The organism is Micromonospora sp. C97 (genome assembly GCF_018070385.1).
GTDB classification, from domain to species: Bacteria; Actinomycetota; Actinomycetes; order Mycobacteriales; family Micromonosporaceae; genus Micromonospora; species Micromonospora parva.
The window spans coordinates 12,175-35,116 of sequence record NZ_JAGPXU010000022.1; the positions used below are offsets into that span (position 1 = coordinate 12,175).

Annotated in this window: 24 protein-coding genes and 2 pseudogenes; 10 read left to right on the forward strand and 16 right to left on the reverse strand. The window is 71.8% G+C overall.

Annotated elements, in window-relative coordinates:
- Positions 1-8: 8 nt before the first annotated feature.
- The 9 genes and pseudogenes from valS to KBX26_RS23860 all read right to left on the reverse strand — a co-directional run bounded on the left by valS (position 9) and on the right by KBX26_RS23860 (position 11,144).
- A complete protein-coding gene (gene valS, locus KBX26_RS23825) occupies positions 9-2,573 on the reverse strand; it encodes a valine--tRNA ligase (RefSeq protein WP_210866471.1) in 2,565 nt (854 codons plus the stop codon).
- 93 nt (positions 2,574-2,666) lie between these two features.
- Positions 2,667-4,547 carry an ABC transporter ATP-binding protein gene (locus KBX26_RS23830; RefSeq protein WP_051708852.1) on the reverse strand — a complete coding sequence of 627 codons (1,881 nt, stop codon included), beginning with the start codon at positions 4,545-4,547 and terminating at the stop codon, positions 2,667-2,669.
- Complete coding sequence (locus KBX26_RS23835) at positions 4,544-6,400, reverse strand: ABC transporter ATP-binding protein (RefSeq protein ID WP_374224325.1); 1,857 nt, start codon at positions 6,398-6,400, stop codon at positions 4,544-4,546. The genes KBX26_RS23830 and KBX26_RS23835 overlap by 4 nt, the downstream gene beginning before the upstream one ends.
- 38 nt (positions 6,401-6,438) lie before the next feature.
- Positions 6,439-6,948, reverse strand: coding sequence for a methylated-DNA--[protein]-cysteine S-methyltransferase (locus tag KBX26_RS23840; RefSeq protein WP_210861158.1), 510 nt, complete (start codon positions 6,946-6,948; stop codon positions 6,439-6,441).
- Positions 6,945-7,328, reverse strand: a pseudogene (locus KBX26_RS33260) (DNA-3-methyladenine glycosylase); the annotation flags it as partial. The gene KBX26_RS23840 and the pseudogene KBX26_RS33260, both read right to left, overlap by 4 nt.
- A 71-nt stretch (positions 7,329-7,399) precedes the next feature.
- Positions 7,400-8,423 (reverse strand): annotated as a pseudogene (locus tag KBX26_RS23845) (bifunctional transcriptional activator/DNA repair enzyme AdaA); the annotation flags it as partial.
- Positions 8,424-8,501: 78 nt separating this feature from the next.
- Positions 8,502-9,899, reverse strand: a complete 1,398-nt coding sequence (locus tag KBX26_RS23850) for an FAD-binding oxidoreductase (protein ID WP_210866473.1) — start codon at positions 9,897-9,899, stop codon at positions 8,502-8,504.
- A gap of 247 nt (positions 9,900-10,146) precedes the next feature.
- A complete protein-coding gene (locus tag KBX26_RS23855) occupies positions 10,147-10,638 on the reverse strand; it encodes a hypothetical protein (RefSeq protein WP_210866474.1) in 492 nt (163 codons plus the stop codon).
- Entirely contained in the window at positions 10,635-11,144 is a 510-nt protein-coding gene (locus KBX26_RS23860; RefSeq protein WP_030337483.1) for a SigE family RNA polymerase sigma factor, read from the reverse strand. Before KBX26_RS23860 ends, KBX26_RS23855 begins: the two co-directional genes overlap by 4 nt.
- Positions 11,145-11,282: 138 nt before the next feature.
- Between KBX26_RS23860 and KBX26_RS23865 the strand changes: the two genes are divergently transcribed.
- Together KBX26_RS23865 and KBX26_RS23870 are read left to right on the forward strand one after the other, a co-directional pair.
- Entirely contained in the window at positions 11,283-11,786 is a 504-nt protein-coding gene (locus tag KBX26_RS23865) for a hypothetical protein (protein WP_210866475.1), read from the forward strand.
- Between the two features lie 153 nt (positions 11,787-11,939).
- Positions 11,940-12,674, forward strand: coding sequence for a peptidase E (locus tag KBX26_RS23870; protein ID WP_030337486.1), 735 nt, complete (start codon positions 11,940-11,942; stop codon positions 12,672-12,674).
- Between the two features lie 50 nt (positions 12,675-12,724).
- Here the strand turns inward: KBX26_RS23870 and KBX26_RS23875 are convergent, their stop codons facing one another.
- The gene (locus KBX26_RS23875; protein WP_210866476.1) at positions 12,725-13,315 is read right to left on the reverse strand and encodes an exonuclease; all 591 of its coding nucleotides are present in this window, start codon (positions 13,313-13,315) and stop codon (positions 12,725-12,727) included.
- A gap of 143 nt (positions 13,316-13,458) precedes the next feature.
- On the opposite strand from KBX26_RS23875, the gene ychF reads away from it, so the two are divergent.
- The 3 genes from ychF to KBX26_RS23890 all read left to right on the forward strand — a co-directional run bounded on the left by ychF (position 13,459) and on the right by KBX26_RS23890 (position 15,913).
- Complete coding sequence (gene ychF / locus KBX26_RS23880; RefSeq protein ID WP_030337488.1) at positions 13,459-14,544, forward strand: redox-regulated ATPase YchF; 1,086 nt, start codon at positions 13,459-13,461, stop codon at positions 14,542-14,544.
- A gap of 205 nt (positions 14,545-14,749) precedes the next feature.
- Complete coding sequence (locus KBX26_RS23885) at positions 14,750-15,520, forward strand: class I SAM-dependent methyltransferase (protein ID WP_210860962.1); 771 nt, start codon at positions 14,750-14,752, stop codon at positions 15,518-15,520.
- Positions 15,521-15,568: 48 nt separating this feature from the next.
- Positions 15,569-15,913 (forward strand): hypothetical protein, encoded by a 345-nt coding sequence (locus KBX26_RS23890; protein WP_210866477.1) that lies wholly within the window; start codon positions 15,569-15,571, stop codon positions 15,911-15,913.
- Positions 15,914-15,952: 39 nt separating this feature from the next.
- Here the strand turns inward: KBX26_RS23890 and KBX26_RS23895 are convergent, their stop codons facing one another.
- On the reverse strand, positions 15,953-16,327 hold the full coding sequence (locus tag KBX26_RS23895; protein ID WP_210866478.1) for a VOC family protein: 375 nt from the start codon (positions 16,325-16,327) through the stop codon (positions 15,953-15,955).
- A 116-nt stretch (positions 16,328-16,443) separates the two neighbouring features.
- On the opposite strand from KBX26_RS23895, the gene KBX26_RS23900 reads away from it, so the two are divergent.
- Positions 16,444-16,902, forward strand: a complete 459-nt coding sequence (locus KBX26_RS23900) for an SRPBCC domain-containing protein (protein WP_030337494.1) — start codon at positions 16,444-16,446, stop codon at positions 16,900-16,902.
- The gene (locus KBX26_RS23905; RefSeq protein WP_030337495.1) at positions 16,899-17,246 is read left to right on the forward strand and encodes a metalloregulator ArsR/SmtB family transcription factor; all 348 of its coding nucleotides are present in this window, start codon (positions 16,899-16,901) and stop codon (positions 17,244-17,246) included. The genes KBX26_RS23900 and KBX26_RS23905 overlap by 4 nt, the downstream gene beginning before the upstream one ends.
- 18 nt (positions 17,247-17,264) lie before the next feature.
- Here KBX26_RS23905 and KBX26_RS23910 read toward each other — a convergent pair whose 3' ends face one another.
- From KBX26_RS23910 to KBX26_RS23925, 4 genes are all read right to left on the reverse strand, one after another.
- The gene (locus KBX26_RS23910; protein ID WP_210866479.1) at positions 17,265-18,542 is read right to left on the reverse strand and encodes an MFS transporter; all 1,278 of its coding nucleotides are present in this window, start codon (positions 18,540-18,542) and stop codon (positions 17,265-17,267) included.
- Positions 18,543-18,789: 247 nt separating this feature from the next.
- On the reverse strand, positions 18,790-19,524 hold the full coding sequence (locus KBX26_RS23915) for a class I SAM-dependent methyltransferase (protein WP_210866480.1): 735 nt from the start codon (positions 19,522-19,524) through the stop codon (positions 18,790-18,792).
- 220 nt (positions 19,525-19,744) lie between these two features.
- A complete protein-coding gene (locus tag KBX26_RS23920; protein ID WP_030337500.1) occupies positions 19,745-20,107 on the reverse strand; it encodes a PH domain-containing protein in 363 nt (120 codons plus the stop codon).
- Between the two features lie 99 nt (positions 20,108-20,206).
- Positions 20,207-21,091: a LysR family transcriptional regulator gene (locus KBX26_RS23925; protein WP_210866481.1), complete on the reverse strand. Its 885-nt coding sequence runs from the start codon at positions 21,089-21,091 to the stop codon at positions 20,207-20,209.
- Positions 21,092-21,205: 114 nt separating this feature from the next.
- On the opposite strand from KBX26_RS23925, the gene KBX26_RS23930 reads away from it, so the two are divergent.
- Both KBX26_RS23930 and KBX26_RS23935 read left to right on the forward strand, forming a co-directional pair.
- Complete coding sequence (locus KBX26_RS23930) at positions 21,206-21,559, forward strand: DUF1801 domain-containing protein (protein ID WP_210859787.1); 354 nt, start codon at positions 21,206-21,208, stop codon at positions 21,557-21,559.
- Positions 21,556-21,972 carry a VOC family protein gene (locus KBX26_RS23935; RefSeq protein WP_030337505.1) on the forward strand — a complete coding sequence of 139 codons (417 nt, stop codon included), beginning with the start codon at positions 21,556-21,558 and terminating at the stop codon, positions 21,970-21,972. The genes KBX26_RS23930 and KBX26_RS23935 overlap by 4 nt, the downstream gene beginning before the upstream one ends.
- On the opposite strand, the gene KBX26_RS23940 is transcribed toward KBX26_RS23935, so the two are convergent.
- Complete coding sequence (locus KBX26_RS23940; RefSeq protein WP_030337506.1) at positions 21,959-22,267, reverse strand: 4a-hydroxytetrahydrobiopterin dehydratase; 309 nt, start codon at positions 22,265-22,267, stop codon at positions 21,959-21,961. The genes KBX26_RS23935 and KBX26_RS23940 overlap by 14 nt on opposite strands.
- 183 nt (positions 22,268-22,450) lie before the next feature.
- On the opposite strand from KBX26_RS23940, the gene KBX26_RS23945 reads away from it, so the two are divergent.
- Complete coding sequence (locus tag KBX26_RS23945; RefSeq protein WP_210866482.1) at positions 22,451-22,894, forward strand: (deoxy)nucleoside triphosphate pyrophosphohydrolase; 444 nt, start codon at positions 22,451-22,453, stop codon at positions 22,892-22,894.
- Positions 22,895-22,942: the final 48 nt, after the last annotated feature.

Here is a 22,942-nt window from a genome sequence, read left to right on the forward strand (position 1 = left end):
GACCCGGGTCAGAAGGCGCAGGCGATGACCAGCTCCGGGGCGCGGTCCGGGAGCAGGTCGAGCTTGCCGATCCGGCCCGCCGCCCGTAGGTCGTCGGCGACCAGTGTGAGCTGCTCCAGCAGCGCCGCCGGGCCGAGCGCCTCGGCCAACGGCACCTCCGCCTTCATCGACAGCTTCCGCTCCGACTTGGCCCGGCGCACCTGGCTCAACGCGTCACCGGCGAGCCGCAGCAGCGCCGGGTCCCCCGACCCCTCGATCGTCCGGGCCACCTCGTGGGTGGTGGGCCAGGGTGCCCGGTGCACCGAGCCGTAACGCCACCACGACCAGACCTCCTCGGTCACGTACGGCAGCACCGGGGCGAACAACCGCAGCTGCACCGACAGCGCCGAGGCCAACGCGGCCCGTGCCGAGTCGGCCGCCGCGCCGGTGCCGTAGGCGCGCTCCTTGACCAGCTCGATGTAGTCGTCGCAGAACCGCCAGAAGAACGCCTCGGTCACCTGCAACGCCGCCGTGTGGTCGTACGAGTCGAAGGCGGCGCCCGCGGCGGTGACCACGGTGGCCAGCTCGGCGAGCATGGCCCGGTCCAGTGGTGTGGTCGTCGGGGCGCGCAGGGCGTCCGCCGCGCCCAGCCCGAGCGCGAACTTGGACGCGTTGAGCAGCTTGGTGGCCAGTCGCCGGCCCACCTTGATCTGCGCCGGGTCGAACGCCAGGTCCATGCCGGGCTTGCCGCTGGCCGCCCAGTAGCGCACCGCGTCCGAGCCGTGCTGCTCCAACAGGGCCAGCGGGGTCACCACGTTTCCCTTGGACTTCGCCATCTTCTTGCGGTCGGGGTCGAGGATCCAGCCCGAGAGCACAGTGTCCCGCCAGGGCAGCACCCCGTGTTCGAAGTGGGAACGGACCACGCTGTCGAAGAGCCAGGTCCGGATGATCTCCTGCCCCTGCGGGCGGAGGTCCATCGGGAAGACCCTGGCGAACAGGTCCGGGTCGGTCTCCCAGCCACCGACGATCTGCGGGGTCAGCGACGACGTGGCCCAGGTGTCCAGCACGTCCGGGTCGCCGATGAAACCGCCCGGCTGGCCGCGCTGAGACTCGTCGTACCCCGGCGCCGGATCGCTGGATGGATCGACCGGCAGCGCGGACTCGTCCGGCGTGAGAGGGTGGGACCAGTCCGGCTCGCCAGCGTCGTCGAGCCGGTACCACACCGGCACCGGCACCCCGAAGAAGCGTTGACGGCTGACCAGCCAGTCCCCGTTGAGGCCGCCCACCCAGTTGTCGTAGCGGTGTTTCATGTGCGCCGGCACCCAGTGCAGCTCCTCGCCGCGACCCAACAGGGTGGCGCGCAGCGCCTCGTCCCGGCCGCCGTTGCGCAGATACCACTGTCGGGTCGAGACGATCTCCAGTGGCCGGTCACCGCGTTCGTAGAACTTGACCGGGTGCGTGACCGGGCGCGGCTCGCCGATCAGGTCACCGGCGTCGGCCAGCATCCCGACGATCTCCCGGCGGGCACCGTTGACGGTCTGCCCGGCCAGCGCCGCGTACGGCTGCGGGGGCACCCCGTCCGGCGGCTCGGGGAGCAGTCGACCGTCCCGGCCGATCACCACCCGGGTGGCCAGCCCCAGCTCACGCCACCAGGTCACGTCGGTCAGGTCACCGAAGGTGCAGACCATCGCGATGCCGGTGCCCTTGCCGGGTTCGGCGAGGGGATGGGCGTACACCGGCACCTCGACGTCGAACAGCGGGCTGCGCACCGTGCCGCCCACCAGGTCGGCGTACCGCTCGTCGTCGGGGTGGCAGACCAGCGCCACGCAGGCCGGCAACAGCTCGGGCCGGGTGGTGTCGATGAGCACCGCACGCCCGTCGGCAGTGGCGAACCGCAGCCGGTGGTAGGCGCCGGGGCGCTCCCGGTCCTCCAGCTCCGCCTGGGCGACAGCGGTGGCGAAGCCGACGTCCCAGAGCGTCGGCGCCTCCGACTGGTACGCCTCGCCGCGGCGCAGGTTGCGCAGGAACGCCCGTTGGCTGGTGGTCCGGGCGATCCGGCCGATCGTCGTGTACGTCAGGGACCAGTCCACCGAGAGCCCCAGCCGCCGCCACAGCGCCTCGAAGGCCTGCTCGTCGGTGACCGTCAGCCGTTCGCACAGCTCGATGAAGTTGCGCCGGGAGATCGGGGTGGGGTCGCGGCGGGCCGCGTCGTCGACCGGGGCCGCCGGTGGCCGCCACACCGGGTCGTACGGCAGCGCCGGGTCGGGTCGCACCCCGTACACGTTCTGCGCCCGACGCTCGGTGGGCAGGCCGTTGTCGTCCCAGCCCATCGGGTAGAAGACGGCCTTGCCGCGCATCCGCTGGTAGCGCGCCGAGGTGTCGGTGTGCGTGTACGAGAACACGTGCCCCATGTGCAGCTCGCCCGATACGGTCGGCGGCGGGGTGTCGATCGCGTACACGTCCTTGCGCTCCTTCGAGCGGTCGAACGCGTACGTGCCTTCCTCCTGCCAGCGGCGCGCCCAGCTCTCCTCGAGCCCGTCCAGGGTCGGACGCTCGGGAACGCCGGCGCGGGCCGTCCTCGCCGTGTCGGTCATCCTGCGATCGTAGGCATCCGCCGGGTGCGGGGCGACGTAGTTGCGGCCGAACACACCGGCCGGTGGGGAACGGCCACCACCGGGGCGGCCCGGCTAGATCAGCGAGTCGCGCCACTGGCGGTGCAGGGCGGCGTACCGGCCGCCGGCCTGGGCCAGCACGGCGGGTGGGCCGTCCTCGACGACCTTCCCGCCGTCGATGACGAGCACCCGGTCGGCGGTCTCCACCGTGGAGAGTCGGTGGGCGATCACCAGTGCGGTCCGGTCGCGCAGGATGGTGCCGAGTGCCCGCTGCACCAGACGTTCCGTCGGCACGTCCAGCGACGACGTCGCCTCGTCCAGGATGAGCACGCTCGGGTCGGCCAGGAACGCGCGGGCGAACGCGACGAGCTGCCGCTGCCCGGCGGAGAGCCGCCCGCCTCGTCGGTGCACCTGGGTGGCGTACCCGTCGGGTAGCGCGGCGATGAAGTCGTGCGCCCCGATCGCCCGCGCGGCGGCCTGCACGGCGGCGTCGTCGGCCCCCGGGCGACCGAACCGGATGTTCTCCGCGACGGTGCCGCTGAACAGGTGGTTCTCCTGCGTCACCAGCACCACCGCCCGGCGCAGGTCGGCGTCGCGTACGTCGCGCAGGTCGACCCCGTCCAACGTGACGGTGCCGGTGTCCGGGTCGTGGAACCGGGCGACCAGCTTGGCGATTGTCGACTTGCCCGCCCCGGTGGGCCCGATCAGCGCGACGGTCTGCCCGGCCGGCACCGTCAACTCCAGCCGGCGGAGGATCGGGGTGTCGGTCCGGTAGCCGAAGCTGACCGCCCGGAAGGTCAGCTCGCCACGGCCGGGCCCGGTCGGCAGTGGTGTGGGCCGGGCCGGTTCGGCGACGGCCGGTCGTTCGTCGAGCACCCCGGCCAGCTTCTCCAGGGCGGCGGTGGCCGACTGCAACGAGTTGTAGAACTGGCTCAGCTCCTGCATCGGCTCGAAGAAGCGGCGCAGGTAGAGCAGGAACGCGGCGAGCACACCGATCTCGGTCTGCCCGCCGAGCACCCGCCACCCGCCGTAGCAGAGCACCACGGCCACCGTGACGTTGCCGATCAGCTTGATCGCCGGCGAGTACGTGGCGATCAGCCGGAACGCGTGCAGGCTGGTCCGTCGGTAGTCGTCGCCGAGCGCCACGAAGATCCGTTGGTTGCGGGGTTCCCGGCGGAACGCCTGCACCGCCCGGATGCCCCGCATCGACTCGACGAAGTGCACGATGACCAGCGCGACAGCGTCCCGGGTCCGTCGGTACGCGCTGGCCGACGACCGGGCGAACCAGCGGGAGAGCGAGAACAGGAACGGAAACGCGAACAGCGTCACGCCCGCCAGCGGCAGGTCCAGCCAGAGCAGGATGGCGGCCACCGACAGGATCGAGAGCCCGGCCAGCACCAGGCTGTCGATCCCACCGTCGACCAGCTCGGCGATCGAGTCCAGGTCGCTGGTGAGCCGGGACACCATCCGGCCGGACGTGTACCGCTCGTGGAAGTCCACCGACAGCCGCAGGAAGTGCCCGAACACCTGTTTGCGCAGGTCGAGCAGGACGGCCTGGCCGATCCGGGCGGACAGGGCGAGGAAGCCGCGGCGGGCCGCGTACTCGGTCACCGAGGCCACCGCGAATGCCCCGGCGACGGCGATCAGCAGCCCGGGGTCGCCGGCGCGCAACGGTGGGATGGCCCGGTCGATGCCGATCATGACCAGGTACGGGCCGGCCATCGCGGCGGCGTTCTGGACCAGCAGCAGGGCGACCGCCGCGGCGAGCCGCTTCCGGTGCCCGCGCAGCAGGTCGCCCAGCAGGCTGCGGCTGAGCCGGCGCAGCCGGGCCACCGCCTCGGGGCTGGTGTCCTCCGCTCGACTGCGGTCGGCCTCCGGGTCGGTGGCGGTTCCGCGCCAGCGGGTGAGCTCGGGCTCCTCCTCCGGAGGTGGGTCGGCCTGCCTGGGCACGCTCACGAACGCACCAGTCCCCACCCGTCCGAAGGGGACGGGCTGGGCCCGCCGGCCCCGGCCGGTGGGGGATGCCCGGCGGGCGGCTCGGCGGCGAGCAGCGCCCGGTACGCCGGGACGGTGGCCAGCAGGTCGGAGTGTGTGCCGGTCGCGGTGATCCGCCCGTCCTCCAACAGGGCGACCCGGTCGGCCAGCGCGATCGTCGACGGCCGGTGCACCACCAGCAGCGCGGTGCTGTCGCGCAGGACCCGGCGAAGCGCCGCCTCGACCAGGGCTTCCGTGTGCACGTCGAGGGCGGAGAGCGGGTCGTCCAGCACCAGCACCGCCGGTCGGCCGAGCACGGCCCGCGCCAACGCGAGCCGTTGCCGTTGCCCGCCGGAGAGGGACAACCCCTGCTCGCCCACCCGGGTGGCCAACCCCCAGGGCAGGTCGTACGCGAAGTCGGCCTGGGCCAGCGCGAGGGCCGCGCGGACCTCGTCGTCGCCGGCGTCCGGGCGACCCAGGGTGAGGTTCTCGCGCACCGACATGGAGAAGAGCGTGGGTTCCTCGAACGCCACCCCGACCAGCCGGCGCAGCGAGGCCAGCCGCAGGTCGCGCAGGTCGTGGCCGTCCACTGTGATCCGCCCGGCGGTCACCTCGTGTAGCCGGGGCACCAGGGAGAGCAGTGTGCTCTTGCCGCTGCCGGTGGCGCCGACCAGGGCCAGTGTCTCGCCCGGCTCGATGCTCAGATCGATCTCACGCAGCACCGGCGTGCTGGCACCCGGATAGCTGAACGCGACGCGCTCGAAGCGCAGCCGGCCGCGCACCGCGTCGCGGGGCAGAGCGACAGCGCCGGGAGAATCCACGATCTCCGGTGGGGTGTCCAGCACCTCCTGGATCCGGTCGGCGGCGGTGGCCGCCTCCTGACCGTTGGCGATGATCCAACCCAGTGACTGCACCGGCCAGATGAGCATCAGTTGCAGGCTGACGAACGCGACCAGCTCGCCGATGGTGAGCGCCCCGTGCGCGGCGGCGGCCGCCCCCGCCGCCAGCACCACGCCCAGTGTCACGTTGGGCACCAGGTCGAGCAGCGCCGAGGTGTTGGCCAGCAGCCGCCCCTTGCCGACCCCGGTGTCGTGCAGCCGCCGGGCCGCGCCGGCGAAGCGGCCGGCCAGTTCGGGCCCCCGCCCGTACGCCTTCATGGTGCGCAGACCCTGTGCGGTCTCCTCGACCAGGGTCGCCACGTCGCCCTGCAGGTCCTGCATCCGGCGGGACGCGGCGTGGTAGTGCCGCCCGAACCGGCGACTGATCAGCAGCAGCGGCACCGCGCTGGCCGCTACCAGCACCCCGAGCACCGGATGCAGGTTGATCAGCAGCAGCACCACGACCACGTACGTGGTCAGGTTGAGCACCAGGAAGAACACGCCGAAGGAGAGGAACCGGCGGATCACCGACAGGTCGCTGGTGATCCGGGAGAGCAGCTGGCCGGACTGCCAGCGGTCGTGGAAGCTCGTCGGCAGCCGTTGCAGGTGGGCGTAGACGTCGGCGCGCAGCGCCGCCTCCATGCCCACCGCCGAGGATGACTGCACCCACCGGCGGATGAAGATGAGCACCGCCTCGACGACACCCAGCAGCAGCGCCAGGCCGCCGAGCTGGAGCAGCCCGGCCGGTTCGTGTCGGGCCACCGGCCCGTCCACGACCCGCTGCACGACCAGCGGTACGGCGATCCCGGCGGCGGTGCCGGCGAGCCCCGCGACGAGCAGCCAGGCGAACTCGGCGGCGTACGGGCGCAGGTAGCGGCGTAGCCGCCAGAGGTTGTGCGCGGGGCGGGTTCCCGCGGCGGCCCGGGTGGCCGGGTCGCCGTCGCTCTCCACAGGCACTACCAGACGGTAGCGTCTAACAGGTGTCGATGCTTCTGTCAGCTTGCCGTCAAGCGGCGCTCATGACCGAGAAGCCACTTCTTCACCTCCAGCCCCCAGCGGTAACCGCCGAGCGTGCCGTCGGTGCGAAGAACCCGGTGGCACGGCACGAAGAGGGCTGCCGCGTTCCGGGCGCAGGCCGCCGCGGCGGCCCGCACCGCCGGTGGCCGACCGGCCAGCGCGGCGTACCCGGTGTAGGTGACCGGGGTGCCGGGCGGCACCTCGCGCAGCACCTGCCAGGCGTGCGCCATGAACTCGCCGCCGGTGCGTTGCTGGACCGGCACCGCGTCGATGGCGGCGAGGTCACCGTCCAGGTAGGAGGTGACCGCCGCGCTGACCGGCCCGAGGTCGGTGCGCTCCCGCAGCGGTGCCCGCAGGGTCGGGTGGACCAGGGGCAGCAGTGCCGCCGGGTCCGGGGTGAAGCCGGCCGCCCGTACGGCACCGTCGGGGCCGGCGAGGATGCTCAGTGGACCGGCCGGTGTGCGCAGTACGGTGCTGTCGATGGTCATGCCGTTCTCCAGAGTCTGATCGTGGCGTAGGACCGCCAGGGACGCCATCGCTGGGCGTGCCGGTCGAGGGTTGTCGGGGTGTCGGGCAGGCCGAGCGCGGCGGCACCGCGCCGGACCGCGAGGTCGGAGCTGAGCAGGATGTCCGGGTCGCCGAAGGCGCGCATGGCCAGGTAGTTGGCGGTCCACGGGCCGATGCCCGGGAGCGCGAGCAGCCCCCGGACGGCCTCCCCCCGATCCACCCCGGGGGCGAGGTCGACAGACCCGTCCACCACGGCCCGGGCCAACCCCCGCAAGGACTCCCGCCGCCCCACCGGCATTCCGAACGCCGAATCCGGCAGCGACAAGAGCTCCTCCGCCCCCAAGAACCCCCGCAGCCCACCCCGTTGATCATGAGGTTGACCTGGGATTTGATCTTCATCGACCTCGTCAACCTCATGATCAACGCGGTGGGAGAGGAGGCGGGTGAGGGTGGTTCTTGCCGAGGCGATCGAGACCTGCTGGTTGATGATGGCGCGGACGGCCACCTCGAAGCCGTCGACCGACCGGGGAACGCGGATGCCGGGTTCAGCGGCGACCGCCGGGGCCAGCGCCGGGTCGGCGGCCAGCGTGGCGTCGATGGCCACCGGGTCCGCATCCAGGTCGAGCAGCCGGCGGCAGCGGGCCACAGCGGGCGCCAGGTCGCGCAGGTCGGTGAGCCGCAACGTCGCCGCCACGTGCCCGTCCGCCGGGGTCAGCGCCACCTGGCCGGTGCCGTGTGGCAACCGCAGACCCCGGTGGTACGTCCCGTCGCGGACCTCCTCCACACCGGGCAACGCCCGCACCGCGAGGAAGTCCAGCAGCGCCCGGGCGTGCAGCGGCGGGCGGTACGCCAGCCGGAGCGTGATCGTCCCAGCCCCGACCGCCGTCCGCTGGCGACCACGGGCCGTGCGCAGGTCGGACGGGGCGCTCGCGTACACCTCGCGGAGCGTGTCGTTGAACTGCCGCACGCTGCCGAAGCCCGCGGCGAACGCGATCTCGGCCATCCCGAGGTCGGTCGTCTCGATGAGGATCCGGGCGGTCTGGGCCCGCTGCGCCCGGGCCAGCGCGAGCGGCCCGGCGCCCATCTCGGCGCTGAGCATCCGGTGCAGGTGCCGCTCGGTGTACCCCAGCCGGGAGGCCAGCCCTGGCACGCCGTCCCGGTCGATCACCCCGTCCGCGATCAACCGCATCGCCCGGCCGACCACGTCGGCGCGGACGTCCCACTGCGGAGAGCCGGGCGCGGCGTCCGGCCGGCAGCGGCGGCAGGCGCGCAGCCCGGCGCCCTGCGCCGCCGCGGCGGACGGGAAGAACCGGACGTTCTTCCGCTTGGGCGTGATCGCCGGGCAGGACGGCCGGCAGTAGATGCCGGTGGACGTCACACCGGTGTAGAACCAGCCGTCGAACCGCTGGTCACGGCTGTCCACGGCCCGGTAACACCGCTCGAAGTCCAGCTCCATGTCACCGATGATGCCCCGCTCGACCGGTCATCGGCTGGCGGGAATCGGACCTGGGCGTGCCGGTGCGAAGCGACCCGGTCAACGGGGGCGTCGACGACGCCGGTGTGGTTGACCAGACCCGCTGGGCTGGGCGGTGCGGTTGGGCTGGGCGGTGCGGTTGGGCTGGCCGGTCAGCAGGGCCGGTCGGAACACGCCGTCCGGGTCGTACCGCTTCCACAGCCGCCGGACCCGGGCCCCGGTCTCGCCCGGGTAGATCCGGGCGAACGCGGCCGGGTCCGGCCGGCTCTCGAAATTGACGTACGCACCGTCGGCCCGCGCTCCGACCGCCCGCCAGGCGGCGTTCAACGCGGCGTCGGCCTGCGGCGGAAACACCGACGCCACGATCAGGGTGTCCTGGTGGCGATGCGGGTACGCGGTCGCGTCGGGGGCGACGTCGTTGACCGCCCCGGCCAACGAGCGGAGTTGGACCACGGCCCGGCCCGGCCCGGTCACCGCTCGCGTCACGGCCCGCGCCCCGGCGTCGTCCAGCGCGGCAAACAGCCCGTTGGTGGTGGTGCCACGCTGCTGCCCGACGTTGGGGTTGAGGTGCGCGGTCGGCACCAGCGTCGGGTAGGGCAACAGGTCGGTCCGGTGTTCGAGCACCTTGCCGATGGCGAGCAGCGGCTCCACCGCCGGTCGGGCCCGACGCAGGCTCTCGGCGGCGACCACGGCGGTGATGGACATGAGCACCGATCGGCCCTCCGCGAACACCACAGCGGCGGCGGACAACTCCCGGGGCGCCTGCGCGAGATAGCTCGTCCACTCCCGGACCGTGCGACCGTCCGGATGCGCCTCGACGACCAGCTGCGCGACACCGACGTTGCGCTGCTCGGCCGCCTCGATCTCGAAGGCCACGACGATCCCCGCGCCGGCTCCGGCCCCGCGGACCAGCCAGAACAGCTCCGGCTCGTGGTCGGCGTCCGCGCGCACCAGCGTCCCGTCCGCCAGCACCACCTCGACGGCGCGGACCCGGTCGACGGTCAGGCCGTGCGCGCGGACCAGCCAGCCGACACCACCGCCGGTGGCCAGGCCGCCGACCCCGACGCCGCCGTAGTCACCCGAACTGATCACCAGGCCGTACGGGGCCAACGCCTTCGCGACGTTCGCCCAGCGGGCACCGGCCTCGACCCGGACCAGCCCGGCCCGCTCGTCGATCACCTGAACCCGGTTGAGCATGGACAGGTCGATGACCATCCCACCGTTGTTCGACGAGGCCCCGGACAGGCCGTGCCCGCCGCTGCGGACCGCGATGGGCAGCCGCTGCTCGCGGGCGTAGCGGAGCGCGTCGACCACCTGGGCGGTGGTCCTCGGCAGCAGGACGGCGGCCGGCGACGCCGACCTGGTGTACGTCGAGCGCAGGTTGGCGTACCGGCGGTCGCCGGGCGTGACGATCTGCCCTCGGAGGGAGACGGGCACCCGGGCCATGGCGGTGCTCATCGGTGCCCCCGCGGCGCGCGCCTCGGGTGTCCGGGATCGGTCATGGCCCAAGGATGAGCGGGCACGTCGGCGTCGACAAATCTGGTGCGCCGGTGCCCGCTGGTCGCCGCGCCGCACGACGCTCGCCGGTGCGGGGGAGTGGCGCGCGAAGGTGACCGGAATCTCCGACCGGCTCCCGCCTCCGGCGGTGACGGTGAGACGGCCGACCCGGCCGGCGTGCGGTGACCGCCGACCGGACCGGTGGTGCTCAGGACAACGGGCTCGGCGAAGCCGTCGGCCGGCCCGGCACACCGGGCGGGTCCAGCGAAATCGACGGGCTCGGGGGAGCGGTCGGCTTGCCCGGCACGCCCGGCGGAGTCAACGGGGTCGGCGACACAGTCGGCCGGCCGGGGACGCCGGGCGGACCCACCGGGCTGGCCAGCCCGCCACCGGGGCTGGGCTCGACCGTGGGCACCGCGGTGGGCGCGGACGGGGTGGGTGCCGACGGGCTGGGTACGGCCGCCGGTCCGGCCGGGCTGGGCACGGCCGGGGGCGGTTCGTCCGAGCCGGTGGCGGCCACTGCGAGCGGAGTGGCGATCAGGATCGCCGCCAGGGTGCTCACCGCCCCCACCGTCACCGTGGCGCGGCGTCGGTTGCGCACCCGCCGTTCCGCTCGGCTCAACTGGTCATGCACGATCGGTGCCTCCTCGGCCAGGTCGGTGAGGGTGGAGCGGATGAGGTGCTCGAAGGGGTCCGTCATCGCCGTACCTCCAGCATGTCGACGTCGGGCAGTAGTTCCCGCAGTCGCTGCACCGCTCGATGGGTACGGCTGCGCACGGTGCCCACCGAGCAGCCGAGCAACTCGGCCACCCGGGCTTCGGGCAGGTCCTCGTAGTAGCGCAGGACCACCACCGCCCGCTGTGTCGGTGGCAGGTGACGCAGCGCGGCACGCATCGCCAACCGCACGTCGGAGCCGCCGCTGGGGTCACCGCCGACCGGTTCGTCCGCCGGGTTGAGCGGGGTCTCCCGCCGCCGTCGAAACCGCCGCCACCAGCTGATCTGCTCGCGGTACATCACCACCCGCAGATAGCCCTCCGGATCGGCGTGTCGAATGCTGTCCCACTTGGGGATGGCCCGCGCCAACGCCGACTGGAACAGGTCCTCGGCGGCGTTGCGGTCCCCCGTCAACAGGTACGCGACCCGCATCAGCGCCGGAGTACGGCTGCCGACGAACTCGGCCAGCCGCGCGCGCTCGTCCTCGTCCACCCACCACCCCGTTTCGTTGTCACAGATACAGACGTCCCAGGTCATCGTCGCTATCCACGATCGGTGGGGTTTTTCGGCCCGAAAGTGTCGGGCGCGCCGGGTAACGTCCGGCCACCAACTGAAGAAGGGGTGCGGCGAATGACGAGCGTGGCGGGTTGGACGACGGCGTCGACACCGGGTGCGTTCCCCCCGCTGCCCCGCGCGGTGGCGCAGTCCTTCTACCGCCGGATGCGGGCCGTCGCGCCGGCCGCCGTCGGCGCCATCGAACGGGACCGGACGGGCGATCCCGAGCAGCGCTTCCCCGACACCGCCTGCGGCCGGTTGGTGGGCTCGCTGGACGACGCCGGCCTGCGGGCGCTCGGGATGTGGACGCACCACTGGTGCATGCGTTTCTACGACGACGACACGACCGTTGGTCGGCGGTTGATCCGTGAGCTCGCCGCCCGGCCGGGGCTGGGCTGGACGGCCGACGAGGTGCGGTGGATGCTGCGCGAGTCGGCTTCGGCCGGACCGGCCGCCGCCGACCGGTTCACCCTGCCCCGGGCCGCCGCCGGGCAACTGCCGCCGGCCGACCGTCCCGCCCTGGGGCTGTGGCCCGACGTCGAGGTGCCCCGGCAACGGCGTCCCGACCAGCCTGGTTGATCATGGAAGTTGGCGGGGGCTGCGACTGTCGGACACCCCGCCACCACCATGATCGCCACGGGTGGAGGTCGGGCCCCGCGCCGGAACGCAACGGGCGGGAGGCCGGCTGCGGCAGGATGGACGCCGCACCGCCCGCAACGGAAGGACGCCCCGATGCCCGCCAGCGAACCGACCATCATCGCCACCAGCATGGGCTTCCTCCGGGGCGACCGTGGGCCCTACGACCTGCGCCCCGGCCCGGTCTTCGAGCTGGCGGCCGAGCTGGCTGAGGCCGGTTCGCGGCCGCGAATCTGCTACCTCGGGCAAGCCGTCGGTGACCAGCCCACCTCGCTGACCGGGGTCTACGGCGCGTTCGCCGGCACCCGGTTCGAGCCGTCACACCTCGCGCTGTTCCCGATGCCGAACGTCGAGGACGTCCGCGCCCACCTGCTCGCCCAGGACGTGATCTGGGTCGGTGGCGGCAGCGTCGCCAACCTGGTCGCGGTGTGGCGGGTGCACGGGCTCGACGAGATCCTGCACGAGTGCTGGCAGGCCGGTGTGGTGCTGGCCGGTGTCTCCGCCGGCTCGATCTGCTGGCACGTCGGCGGTGCCACCGACAGTTTCGGGCCGCGGCTGCGCGGCTTCACCGACGGCCTGGCCTGGCTGCCGTACGGCAACGGGGTGCACTACGACAGTGAGGGCCAGCGCCGCCCGCTCATGCACGAGCTGGTCGGCGACGGCACGCTCCCCACCAGTCACTGCACCGACGACGGCGTCGGCCTGGTCTACCGGGGCACCCGGCTGGTCGAGGCAATCGCGGACCGCGAGGGCGTCTCGGCGTACGAGGTCAGCCGGGGCGTGGACGGCAGCGTTCGGGAGGCGGTCATCGCCCCTCGCCTGCTCGGCTGAGCGTCACGCCTGCTCGGCCGGGCGTTACGCCTGCTCGGTCGGTCAGGGCGTCACGCCTGCTCGGCCGGGGGTGACGCCTCTTCGGCGGGCTGTCGGCGGCGGAGCACCGCGTCGAAGACCTGGGCCAGCTCGGCGGCGTCCTCACCGGCGTGGTGCGTGTGCGGCACGTCGTGCAGGCCCAGCTCGTGCTTGATCGTGCCTTTGCGGGTCTGGACCCATTCGCTGCCGGTCAACCCCATCCAGTAGCTGCGCAGATCGACGCCGGAGCCGGTCGCGCCGAACGGGCTGTGCCCGACGAAGCGGACGAAGTACCAGTGCACGAACATGCCGTCCCAGACGGCCGGGGCGGCCAGAAAGACCGGACGGCCGACCCGCCGCAGCCCGTTGACCCAGGCCGCGGCGGCGGACATCGCCTCCTGCGCGGTGGGCGCTTCCCGCAGCAGACGGTCCCGGTCCAGGCCGGAGACGGCCAGCGCCGCCGGGACGAACTCGTCGGAGATGGGACGCAGCTCGGTGTAGAAGGTCAGGTCCGGGCGGCCGGCCACGGCCATGCCCAGCGAGATCATGCTGTACGGCCCGGGGATCGGCCCGTCGGCCTCCACATCGACGGCGATGTACAGCTCGGGCAACGTCGAGGTCATCTCACCTCCAACAGGGGAAGATCGAACCGGCAGGGTAGCAACGCCAACCGGGGCCCGGCAGGCCCGACGATCGACCACCTGCCGACCGCCGAATCGGAGCCGCCTGGACCGGCCCGGCCGGGACCGGCGTAAGCTGGCCCGTCGTGAGTCTCACCATCGGCATCGTCGGCCTGCCCAACGTCGGCAAGAGCACGCTTTTCAACGCGTTGACCAAGAACGACGTGCTGGCGGCGAACTACCCGTTCGCCACCATCGAGCCCAACGTCGGCGTGGTCGGGCTCCCCGACGAGCGGCTGGGCAAGCTGGCCGAGATCTTCTCCTCGCAGAAGGTGCTGCCGGCGCCGGTGTCGTTCGTCGACATCGCCGGCCTGGTCCGTGGCGCGTCGAAGGGGCAGGGCCGGGGCAACGCCTTCCTGGCCAACATCCGGGACGCCTCGGCGATCTGCCAGGTCGTCCGGGCCTTCTCCGACCCGAACGTGGTGCACGTCGACGGCAAGGTCTCCCCGGCCGACGACATCGAGACGATCAACACCGAGCTGATCCTCGCCGACCTGCAGACCCTGGACAAGGCGCTGCCCCGGTTGGAGAAGGAAGCCAAGCTCCGCAAGGACCGGGCCGCCGCCGTCGCCGCCGCGAAGGCCGCGATCGAGGTGCTCGACGGTGGCACCACCCTGTACTCCGGGGCCGCCGCCGCCAAGATCGAGCTGGAGCACCTGCGCGAGCTGCACCTGCTCACCACCAAGCCCTTCCTGTACGTCTTCAACGTCGACGAGGCCGAGTTGGCCAACGAGACGTTCCTCGACGAGCTGCGCGCCCTCGTCGCCCCCGCCGAGGCCATCTTCATGGACGCCAAGATCGAGTCCGAGCTGGTGGACCTGCCCGAGGAGGAGGCCCGCGAACTGCTGGAGTCGATCGGGCAGAACGAGCCCGGCCTCAACCAGCTGGTCCGGGTGGGCTTCCGCACCCTCGGCCTCCAGACGTACCTCACGGCCGGCCCGAAGGAAGCGCGCGCCTGGACCGTCCCGATCGGCGCCACCGCGCCGGAGGCCGCGGGCGTCATCCACAGCGACTTCCAGCGCGGCTTCATCAAGGCCGAGGTGGTCTCGTACCAGGACCTGGTCGAGCACGGTTCGATGGCGGCGGCCAAGGCGGCGGGCAAGGTCCGCATCGAGGGCAAGGAGTACGTCATGCAGGACGGCGACGTGGTGGAGTTCCGCTTCAACGTCTGACATGCATGATCGACTCGGCTTCATTGATGTCGCGGTGTCCCTCCGACCTCGATAGCACGGTATTCAGGAAGGCGAGTGGATCATGACCAGCCTGACCGGGATGCCGAGCACGTAGACGGGCTGGGCGGACGCCCCACCGGCTCCGCAGGGTCTGCACGCCGGCCACGGGGCAGTCGATGCCCACGAGCGGCGGTAGGTTGACCGCATGGCCGAACAGCTGCTGCGATCGTCGTTCGGCGCGGCCGCTGCCGCGTACGCCGAGCACCGCCCGGACTACGCGCAGGCCGCGGTGCGGTGGGCGCTGGAGCCCGCGCCCGGCCTACGTGTGCTCGACCTGGGCGCCGGCACCGGCAAGCTGTCCGCGACGCTGGTCGCGGTGGGCGCGGACGTCGTGGCGGTCGAGCCCGACCCGGCGATGCTTGCCGAGCTACGCCGTGCGCTGCCGGCCGTCCGTGCCCTGCCGGGTAGCGCGGAGGCGATCCCGTTGCCGGACGCGTCCGTCGACGCCGTGCTGGCCGGCAACGCCCTGCACTGGTTCGACATGACCGTCGCCGGGGCGGAAATCGCCAGAGTCCTCGCACCGGGCGGTGTCCTGGCCGGTCTGTGGAACATCATGGACGACCGGATCGACTGGGTTGCCGGGCTCGAACGCGTCAGCGGGAGTGCCGCCATCGGCCCGCGTGACACGTTGAGTAGTTGGCGCGCGGCGACGGCGGACATGGTCGTTGCGCGCACCGGCCTGATCGCCCGGTTCGGGTCGGCGGAGCAGGTCGAGTTCCCGCACGGTCAGCGGCGTACCGCCGACTCGCTCGTCGCGACGCTCGCGACGCGGGCCGGGATGCTGGTCATGCCGGACGCGGAACGAGCGGCCACACTCGACCGGGTCCGCGCCTTCCTCGGGAGTCGACCGGAGACCGCCAACGGCGAGTTCACAGTGCCCATGCTGACCGGCGTGCTGCGCGCCCGGCGACGCTGACAGCCGGCGAACCGGCGAGCAGACATCGGGACGGGGGCGTTGAAAGCTGTGCTGGCAGGCACCGACGTGGCGCTGGTGGGCCTGTTCTCGGCGAAGGACAAGGAGTTCGAAAGCAAGCTCGACCTGCTGGCCGGCTTGGTGGAAGCCCGTGGTGGCCGGGTCGTGAGCCGGTACGTGCAGCGGCGGGGTGTCTCATCCGGCGGCGCGGACAAGATGGGCGACCCGTTCTCGCGGCGGACGTTGCTCAGCCCTGGTAGGGCCCGCGACGTAGCCGATGCGTGCCAGCAGCACGGGGTTGGCGTTGCGGTCTTCGTGAACCCGTTGACCGACCACCAGCGGGCCGTCCTCACGGACATGTTCGGCTGCCTCGTCCTGAGCGGCGAGGACCTCTGACAGGTCAGGGACTGACGGCCTACTCGTCAGGAACGCGTCCTACTGCTCGGCCCAGGCACCCAGCTCGTTGCCGCTGGGGTCGGTGAAGTGGAACCGCCGGCCACCGGGGAACTCGTACGGCCCGTTCACCACCCGGCCGCCGGCTTCCTTGACGGCCTGCACCGACCGGTCCAGGTCGGTGGAATAGAGCAGCACGAGTGGGCCGCCCGCCCGCACTTCCGCGTCCAGCCGGAGACCGCCCACCTCTGGTGCGTCGTCGCCGTGTGGACTGCGGATGCCGGCGTACTCCGGCCCGTAGTCGGTGAACCGCCAGCCGAACGCGTCGGCGTAGAAGCGCTTGGCCACGGCGAGGTCGGTCACCGTGAGCTCGATGTAGTCGATGGCGTGGTGGCGGTGCGGCGACGGCTCAGACATGCCCGGCATTGTGCATCCCGGGTACGACGGATTCCGCGACATGCAACGAAAGGTTGCGGGACGGCGTCCGGCTGTCGTAGGTTGAGTGCAACCAAAGGTTGCGAAAGGTTGTGGGTATGGAACAGGGAACGATCGAACGCGACATCCACGTCAACGCGTCCCCCGAGGTGGTCTTCGAGGTGGTCAGCCAGCCCGAGCACATGCGGGAGTGGTGGCCAGACGACGCGCGGTTCGAGTCGGTCGCCGGTGCGCCCGGCGAACTGGTGTGGCGCGACGCCGACACCGGCGAGACGACGACCGTCGCGTTCGCCGTGGTCGAGGTCGACCCGCCGAAGCGGTTCTCCTTCCGGTGGTGCTTCACCGAGCCGGACCGCGGCGGGCAGGCGCTGCTCGTCACCTTCGACCTGATCCCCAACGGCACGGGGACGCAGATCCGGATGACCGAGACCGGGTTCCGTGAGCAGGGGTGGGAGGTCGCCGTCCTGGAGGAGCAGTACCGCGACCACGAGAACGGTTGGGACCACTACATTCCCCGGCTGGGCGTGTACGTTTCGCGGCTGGTCGCGACCGCGTGAGCACTGTGGTCGACGACGAGCTGTGGTCGGCGATCGGCGACCCGATTCGGCGTACGATGATCGATCTTCTGCTCTCCGACGGACCGGGCACCGCCACCTCGTTGAGCAGGCAGCTACCCGTCACCCGGCAGGCCGTCTCGAAACACCTGGCGGTGCTGGACCGCGTTGGGCTGATCCACGCCGAGCCGGCCGGTCGCGAGCGTCACTACCAGGTCGACGAGGCGCAACTCGCCCGCGCGGTGGCCCAGCTGTCGGCGGTGGGCTCCACCTGGGACGCCCGACTCCGCCGGATCAAGCGCATCGCCGAGACGGTCGAACGCCACCGCACCAACGAGGGAAGCTGACAGTGGTCGACGTCCAGCTCAGCGACGGGCACTGACCTCGGTGACTGCCGGGTCGCCGGAGGATCGTGTCTTCCGCCAGGGAATCGCGAATCCTCCGGCGACCAGGCCGACGGTCACGATCGCCGTGGCGCAGAGCAGCATCGTCGGCCGGGCACCGATGGCACCCACCAGTGGCCCACCCAGCATGGTGCCCAGGGGCACCGCCACCACGAGGACCGCGCCGTTGGCGGCGAGCACCGCCGGTAGCTGCGCGATGGACGTGCTGCGCTGGAACAGCGCCATCGACGTGGACATGTACGGTGCCCAGATCAGGCCCGCCAAGGCGAACGCCGGCAGCGACACGCCGACGGGCGCACCGAGGCCCAGCGGCAACATGGCCACGCCGAACGCGACGACGATGGTGATGGTGGTGGCCCGCAGCGGCCAGCGGCGCAGGTGTCCAGTGATCAGCCCTCCGACGAGGCCGCCGACGCCGAACGCGGTGTAGTAGGCGCCCAACAGCGTCGCCGAGGCGTGCAGGTCATCGGTGATGTGGATCGGCATGGCCACGTACACCGGCCCGAACAGGAAGAAGAACGCGAGGCTCAGCGCCAGCAGGCCCAGGAGGGCGGGATTGCGGCGGATGACAGCGAACCCGGCGGTCCGCGACGCGCCGCGTTCGTGCCGGTGGTCGCTGTCCGCGGCGGACACCGCGAAGCGGTACGTCAGGGCCAGCGCGGCGAAGGTGGCGGCGTCGATGGCGATCACCCACACCGGCCCGACCCAGGCGATCAGGAGGCCCGCCAGTGGTGGACCGACGATGGTGGCGAACCCGCCGATGGTGGAGAGCACCGCGTTGGCCGGCAGATGGTGTCGCTGCGGCAGCAGTTCGGCGATCAGTGTGAACCGCCCGGCGGAACCCCACGAGTGCAGCAGTGCGGACGCGGCCAGCAGCACGACGTACAGCCCGATGGTGAGCGCACCGAAGAGGTAGGCGACGGGGATCGCCGCGAGTGCCGTGGCCCGCAGGATCGCGTCCCACCCGGCGAGCTGGGCACCGCCGCGACCGCGCAGCAGCCGGCCGAAGACGACAGTTCCGGCCGCGCTGGGCAGTGTGTACGCCGCCATGGTCACCGCGATCCAGGGGCCCCATTGATCATGCGGGACGAGTTGGATGGCGAGCCAGGACACCGCGACAACCGCCATCCCGTCGCCCAACGCGGAGACGGCGAGCCCGGGCAGCACGCGCCGGAGCTGAGGGTGACTGACCACCGGCCAGTACGGCGAGGAGCGTGGGAATCGGGAGGCGTACGGCATGCCGTCAGCTCACCCCGGTGCGGCCCTCGCAGACCAGCAAAACCTGCTCTCAGCAGAATCCGCCCAAGGCGGAACGTGGCCGGATCTCAGCCACGCCCCGGTCTGGGCGGCCGCTGTCGTGGGAGGCCGGGAAGGACAAGTCGATGGCCGCCTTCGGGCGGCGGGAGATCGACTCGGGTTCCTTGAAATCGGGCTGTCCTCGTGGCGAGGACACCCCGGCTTTCCGGAACCCGAGTCGATCAAACCGCTACTCCGCCCGGTAGACGGAGATGTGCGACGGGCTGTCGGCCTGGAACGGTCGCCGGTGCCAGTCGGCGTACCGCTCGGTGAGCCGGAGCCCTGCCTGCTGCGCCATCTCGTCGATCTGGTGTGGCCAGGCGTACCGCATGGCGAACGGCTTCAGGTGCACACCGTCGGCGTCGAACGTGATGGTCTGCCGGATGAACCGCTGCGCCGGCCGGTCGTACCTGTGCAGCCGGATCGTCGCGGAATCCTCGGTCACGGCCCGCACCTGCACCTGCTCGTCCGAGTCGAAGCCGCGAGGGTCGGGCACGAACGTCTCGACGACGAACGCGCCGCCGGGCGACAGCACCCGGGCGACGTTGCGGAAGCAGTCCGCCTGCCGCTCGGCGTCCACCAGGTTGAACAGGGTGTTGAAGACCAGGTACGCGAGCCGGAACTCACCGGTCACCGGGACGTCCGCCATGTCGGCGACGACCACCGGTATCCGCTCGCCGCCGGGTTTCGCCCGCAGCAGCGCCAGCATCTCCTCGGACGCCTCGACGCCGTGCACGTCGAGGCCCCGTTCGGCCAGCGGAAGCGCGACCCGGCCGGTGCCGATCGCCAGTTCGAGAACCGGGCCGCCGTCGGCCAGGTCGGCCAGGAAATCCACGGCGGGGGCCGGGTCAGGGTTGGTGTCGCCGTCGTCGTAGTCGGCGGCCCACAGCCGGCCGAAGAGGCCGGGATCGTCGAAGACCGACATCAGCGGCCTCCGGGGTTGGCGTCAGTGGCGCCCAGCGCCAGGGGAACGATGCTGCTCACGAAGTCTCGATTCGTCAGATCGGATGACGGTGGGTTCGGGGGACTTCGTCGTGTCGGGCATGGCGGCTGCTCCCTTCGCGCGGCTGTCGACCGAGGACACCAGAGACACCGCGGGCCCGGCAAGGCAATTACGCCAGCCGGGCCCACGCCGGGACGTGCCGTCAGGAGATGTGGTGCAGGATCACGTTGTGTACGTGGTGGCTCTTCTGCGCGCCACGGAACTCCACCTCGTAGGTGTGCGTGCCGACGTGGATGGCGATGGCGCCGGTGGAGAAGAACGAACCACCCCACGACTTGTTGCTGACCACGCTCACGCTGGTGATCTTCGAGTACGGGATGCTGGTGATCGCGAACCGCTTCCCGACGAACGAGCGGTCCTGGATGATCACCCGGCGGTCGGTCAGCCCGATGAACCCGGTGCCGGTGCCGACGGCGTCGTAGACGGCGATGATCTGCTCGCCTTCGAGGAGGCCACTCTCGATCTGCTGGACCTGCTCCTTGCGGTCGTACGCGATGTTCGCCATGCCGTTCAGGCTAGAAAACCGATGCCAACGGGCCCACCCGGGCGAGGACCCCGAGCGTCCGGGTCAGCTCGGCGGGGGTAAGCGCCCACTCGGCGTGTCTCATCGGGGGTTCGCGTCGGTCGCGGCGCGGACGAACTCGCGCACTCGGGTGGTGGTGTTGCCGGGCAACCAGACCGGCCCCCGTTCGATCGGTGGCGCGTCGTGGATGGGCACGTACGCCACGTCGGGACGCGGGTAGTAGCGCCGTGTGTGCTCGCCCACCGGCAGCACACCCCGGCCCAGCGCGACCAGTGACAGCATCTCGGAGAAGGTGTTCCCGGCGGGTCCCTTCGCCACCGGCCGGCCGGCCGGGGTGCGCTCCGGGGTGCGGTCCCGCTTGAACTCCGCCGAGGTCACGCTCGGGTACTGCACCACCGGGTGGTCGGCGAGCACCTCCAACGACACCGACCGTTCCCGGGTGAGCGGGTGACCCGCCGCCACCGCCAGCACCCGACCCTCGCGAAGCAGCGCCGGGCCGGTGGCCATCCCGTCGAACGGGTACGAGGCGATCAACACGTCCGTCGAGCCGTCGAGCAGCCCGGAGCGGGTGGTGGACAACTGTGCCTCGTGCACCTCCACCCGACAGTCGGGGTGCCGCTCGCCGAACAGGGCCACCGCCCGGAGCAGCACCGGCGCGGTCCACTCGCCGAGGAACGCCACCCGTAGCGTCCCGGTCACACCCCGGGCGGCGTCGGTCGCGCGGCGGACGGCCTCGTCCATCCCGGCAACCAGCGGGGCCAGTTCCTCGGCGAGCTGCCGGCCGATCGGGGTGAGCTGGACGACCCGACTGGTACGGGCGAACAGCGGTGCCCCGATCCGGCGTTCCAGCTTCTTCACGATGTGGCTGACCCGACCGGTGCTGACTGTCAACCGCTCGGCGGTGCGGCCGAAGTGCAGTTCCTTCGCGAGCGTCAGGAAGGTCTCGACCTCGTACCGCTCCAGCACACCGCCCCCATCGTTGACCTCTGGGCAACGATCGTAGCGACATCAGGTCTTGGTCGGTGTCCCTCGTCAGGGGATCGTGAACGCGGCAGGGAACACCGAGCGAAAGGCGAGAACGTGAGCGTTGACGACTACCTGGCCGGCCTGGCCGGCCCACTGCGCGAGATCGGCGAGAAGCTGACGCCGATCATCGCGGCGGCCCTGCCGGCGGCGACGGGCGCGATGTGGCACGGGCACCCGGTCTGGGGCCTGGGCGACCGGCCCGGCCAGCGCCCGGTCTGCCTGATCAAGGCGTACGGGTCCTTTGTCACCTTCGGGTTGTGGCGGGGACAGGAGATCGCCGACCCGTCAGGACGGTTGGTGCCCGGTGCGCGCTCGATGGCGGCGGTGAAGCTGCGCGACCTCGCCGACGTCGACCCGGCGCTGTTCAGCGGCTGGTTGCGCGCGGCGGCCGACTTGGAGCAGGCATGAGCGCGGTGCGGGTCACCGGTTTCGACCACCTGGTGCTGACCGTCGCCGACGTGGAACGGTCCCTGGACTTCTACTGCGGCCGGCTCGGGCTGGCGCCGGTACGGGTCGACGAGTGGCGGGCGGGCGCAGTCCCGTTTCCGTCGGTGCGGATCAGCCCCGACAGCATCATCGACCTCGTTCGAGGTGAACCGCAGGGCGCGAACGTGGACCACTTCTGCCTGGTGGTGGCGCCGTTGGACTGGGCGCAGGTGATCGGGTCGGAAGTCTTTACGGTGCTGACCGGGCCGGTCAGCCGGTTCGGCGCCCGCGGTTCGGCGACCTCGATCTACGTGCGGGACCCGGACGGCAACTCGGTGGAACTGCGCTGGTACCCGCAGGACGCGGAGTCGGCGTCGGTCGTCAGCCCTCGGTGACCGCCCGGTACGCGTCCTCGATGCGGGCGGCCAACAGGACCTCGCCCTCGGTCAGGGGCTCGCCGCTGCCGTGCCCGACCCGGATCTGGGTGCTGTCGGCCCGGCGGCTGATCTCGGGCCGCAGATGCAGCGCGTCCGCGACGACCTTGACCCGTTCAGTTAGTGCGGCGTGTTGGGTATCGTCGATCATGAGCGTCCGTCGGATCTGCTCGCCCTCGCGTGTCCAACCAGATAGCAAGGTCAACGCGTCGGAAAGGTAGTCGTGCTTGGCCCTGCTGTTGAACAGCACGCGCATCACCGCACCCCCCAAGCGCCGTTGCCGGCTCGTGGCCAAATCGTCGCCATCCCGTGTCTTGTCGGTGTCCCCTAGTCTCTCGCTGCTCGGAGGGGGTGTCCACGCCCACACTTCCGTGTCTTATTGGCCTAGCGGACGGCTACGGTACCCAAACCGCCGATTGATCTGGCACCCTGGACGCCCGTGCGGACCGAACGGGCGAATGGTGGCGGGCAGGCCGAGCGACGGGACCTGAAGGTGATCGTCGGCGCGGCGATCATCCGGGATGGGCGGGTGCTCGCCTGTGCGCGTTCCGCGCCACCCGAGGTAGCGGGCATGTGGGAGTTTCCGGGCGGAAAGGTCGAGCCGGGGGAGGCCGAGACCGACGCGTTGATCCGGGAGTGCGCCGAGGAGTTGGCCGTACGCGTCGAGATCGGCGACCGGGTCGGCCGCAACGTACGGATGGCGCACGGCCGCTCGGTGCTCAAGGTGTACGCGGCCCGCCTGCTCGGCGGCGACCAACCGCAGGCGCTGGAGCACGAGGCGCTGCGGTGGCTCACCGCCGACGAACTGGACTCGGTCACCTGGCTCCCCGCCGACGCCCCCATCGTGGCAGCCCTCCGCCCCCTCCTCCTGACCTCGCGTTGATCATGGGGTTGGCGGGTCGTTCGAGGCTTGCGGGGCCCGTCAACCTCA